The 2,756-nt window shown below is 73.9% G+C and carries 3 protein-coding genes; 2 read left to right on the top strand and 1 reads right to left on the bottom strand.

Features of this window, described 5'->3' with window-relative positions; all coding sequences use genetic code 11:
- The coding region (locus tag ACJA3G_RS34600) for a PspC domain-containing protein (RefSeq protein WP_406556993.1) at window positions 1-518 on the bottom strand (518 nt) is incomplete at its 3' end.
- Window positions 519-737: 219 nt separating this feature from the next.
- Between ACJA3G_RS34600 and ACJA3G_RS34595 the strand changes: the two genes are divergently transcribed.
- Together ACJA3G_RS34595 and ACJA3G_RS34590 are read left to right on the top strand one after the other, a co-directional pair.
- On the top strand, window positions 738-2,018 hold the full coding sequence (locus ACJA3G_RS34595; RefSeq protein WP_406556992.1) for a PspC domain-containing protein: 1,281 nt from the start codon (window positions 738-740) through the stop codon (window positions 2,016-2,018).
- Complete coding sequence (locus ACJA3G_RS34590; RefSeq protein ID WP_406556991.1) at window positions 2,015-2,716, top strand: LuxR C-terminal-related transcriptional regulator; 702 nt, start codon at window positions 2,015-2,017, stop codon at window positions 2,714-2,716. Before ACJA3G_RS34595 ends, ACJA3G_RS34590 begins: the two co-directional genes overlap by 4 nt.
- Window positions 2,717-2,756: the final 40 nt, after the last annotated feature.

The following is a 2,756-nucleotide window of genomic DNA, read 5'->3' as shown; positions in this document are numbered from 1 at the left end:
GCCGTGCCGGGGCCGAAGGCCGGGGAGGCGGCCCCGGGCGCCGCCGGGGCGCCCGCCAGGTCCGGCGGGGCGTCCGCGGGCGTGAGCGAGCGACGCTGGGACCAGACGCCGACGCCCGCGACGGCCAGCGTCAGCAGCCACGCGAAGCTCATCACCGAGCCGTTGCTCAGCATGGACAGGAAGATCCCGCAGCCCGCCAGGGCCATCAGCACGGCGGCCAGCGCCGGGCCCTCCACCCGGCCGGACAGCAGCCGACGCGCCTCGTTCTCCTCCTCGTCGTCCAGCGGGAGCAGCAGCCAGCCGAACCCGTAGAAGAGCAGGCCGAGGCCGCCGGTGACGGTGAGCACGCCCAGCGCCACCCGGAAGATCACCGGGTCGATGTCGCAGTACCGCCCGAGCCCGCCGCAGACGCCGCCGATCACCTTGTTGTGACTGCTGCGGCGCGGGTGCGGCGCGGCGGGCGCCGCGCCCGGATCCGGGTCCGGCGGCGCGGCGGGGGTCTCGGTCGGCTGCGTCATGACTCCATGGTGACGGGCCGTCGGCGGGTCCGGCACCCGCGTCGACCCTGGCCTCTCCCTGAGATTGCCCCTGATCCGGAGCCAGGGCCTCCCCCGGCCGGGGGAGAACGGCTCCCCCGGGCGGGGATGCCCGCTCCCTCCTGCGGGGACCGCGGATCAGGGGCGTTCTGGGGGCCAACCCTGATGCCCGTACCCGCGCGGACATGTGACGATCGGTCCATGCCAGTCGCCGCTCCCCGAACCGCGCCTCCCGAGGCCGCCGAACCCCCCGTGCGCAAGCTCTACCGCTCGGCGGAGGGCCGGCTGCTCGGCGGGGTGGCGCGCGGTCTCGCCGGACACCTCGGGCTGCCGGTCGTCTGGGTGCGGATCGTCTTCCTCGGCCTGTTCATGATCGACGGCCTGGGGGCGCTGCTGTACGCGGTGTTCTGGTTCGTGGTGCCGCTGGGCCTGGGAGGCACGGCGGCCGAGCCGCGCTCGGCGTTCGAGGTGAGCCCCGACGGCCGCCGGCGGCTGCGCAAGCCCGACAAGGGCCAGGTCGTCGCTCTGATCGCGCTCTGCGTCGGCGCGGCGATCTTCGTGGGCAATGTGAACGTGGGCGGCTGGGCCAGCCCGTACATCTGGCCCACGCTCCTGGTCGGCGCCGGTGTGATCCTGGTGTGGCGCCAGGCCGACAACGCCCGGCGGGCCCGCTGGACCGAGGGCGCCCGGCGCAGCAGGCTGCTGCCGCTGGCGCGGGGGCTGGCGGGGGTGGCGCTCGTCGGCGCGGGCTTCACCGGGTTCGTGGTGGTGCGCGGCTCGGCCGCTCAGCTCGGCAACGTCCTGACGGCCGCGCTCGCGGTCATCGCGGGCATAGCCCTCCTGGCCGGCCCCTATCTCGTCCGGATGACCCAGGACCTCTCCGAGGAGCGCCGGATGCGCATCCGCGCCCAGGAGCGCGCCGAAGTCGCCGCCCATGTGCACGACTCGGTGCTCCACACCCTCACCCTGATCCAGCGCAACGCGGAGAACGTGGGGGAGGTGCGGCGCCTGGCCCGCGCCCAGGAGCGGGAGCTGCGGGCCTGGCTCTACAAGCCGGAGGGCACCGGCAAGGACGAGTCGGAGGAGCCGGAGACCCTGGCCGAGGCGGTGAAGAAGGCCGCGGCCGAGGTCGAGGACAAGCACGGGGTGCCGCTGGAGGTCGTGGTCGTGGGCGACTGCCCGCTCGACGAACGGCTGTCGGCGCAGATGCAGGCCGCGCGCGAGGCGATGGTCAACGCCGCCAAGTACGGTGGCGAGGGCGGCGCCGTCCAGGTCTTCGCGGAGGTCGAGGGCCGTACGGTCTTCGTGTCCGTACGGGACCGCGGCCCCGGCTTCGATCTGGACGCGGTCCCCGGCGACCGCATGGGCGTACGAGAATCGATCATCGGCCGGATGCAGCGCAACGGCGGAACGGCACGGCTGCGTGCGGTGCCCGGCGGGGGCACCGAGGTCGAGCTGGAGATGGAGAGGGCGGACGGATGACGACGGAGCAGTCCCAGCAGGGCCAGGGCGGTGCCGAGCGGCGGGTGCGGGTCGTCCTGGTCGACGACCACCGGATGTTCCGCACGGGCGTCCAGGCGGAGATCGGCCGGACCGAGGAGACCGGTGTCGAGGTCGTCGGGGAGGCGGCCGACGTGGACCAGGCGGTCACCGTGATCACGGCGACCCGGCCGGAGGTCGTCCTCCTCGACGTCCACCTGCCCGGCGGCGGCGGCGTGGAAGTCCTGCGCCGTTCGGCCCCGTTGATGTCGGACGCGGAGAATCCGGTGCGCTTCCTGGCGCTGTCCGTCTCGGACGCTGCGGAGGACGTGATCGGGGTGATCCGGGGCGGCGCCCGCGGCTACGTCACCAAGACGATCACGGGGACGGACCTCATCGACTCGATCTTCCGGGTCCAGGAGGGCGACGCGGTGTTCTCCCCGCGCCTCGCGGGCTTCGTCCTGGACGCCTTCGCCTCGACGGACGCCCCACCGGTCGACGAGGACCTGGACCGCCTCACCCAGCGCGAGCGGGAGGTGCTGCGGCTGATCGCGCGCGGTTACGCGTACAAGGAGATCGCCAAGCAGCTGTTCATCTCGGTGAAGACGGTCGAGTCCCACGTCTCGGCGGTGCTGCGCAAGCTCCAGTTGTCCAACCGGCACGAACTGACACGGTGGGCGACGGCGCGCCGGCTGGTCTGAGGGGCCGGGGACGGGGTGGCGGCGTCGTGCGGGCAGGGGC

Origin of the sequence: Streptomyces sp. YS-3, from assembly GCF_045257485.1 — a bacterium.
Classification (GTDB): Bacteria; Actinomycetota; Actinomycetes; order Streptomycetales; family Streptomycetaceae; genus Streptomyces.
This window is presented reverse-complemented; position numbering and strand designations above follow the sequence as displayed.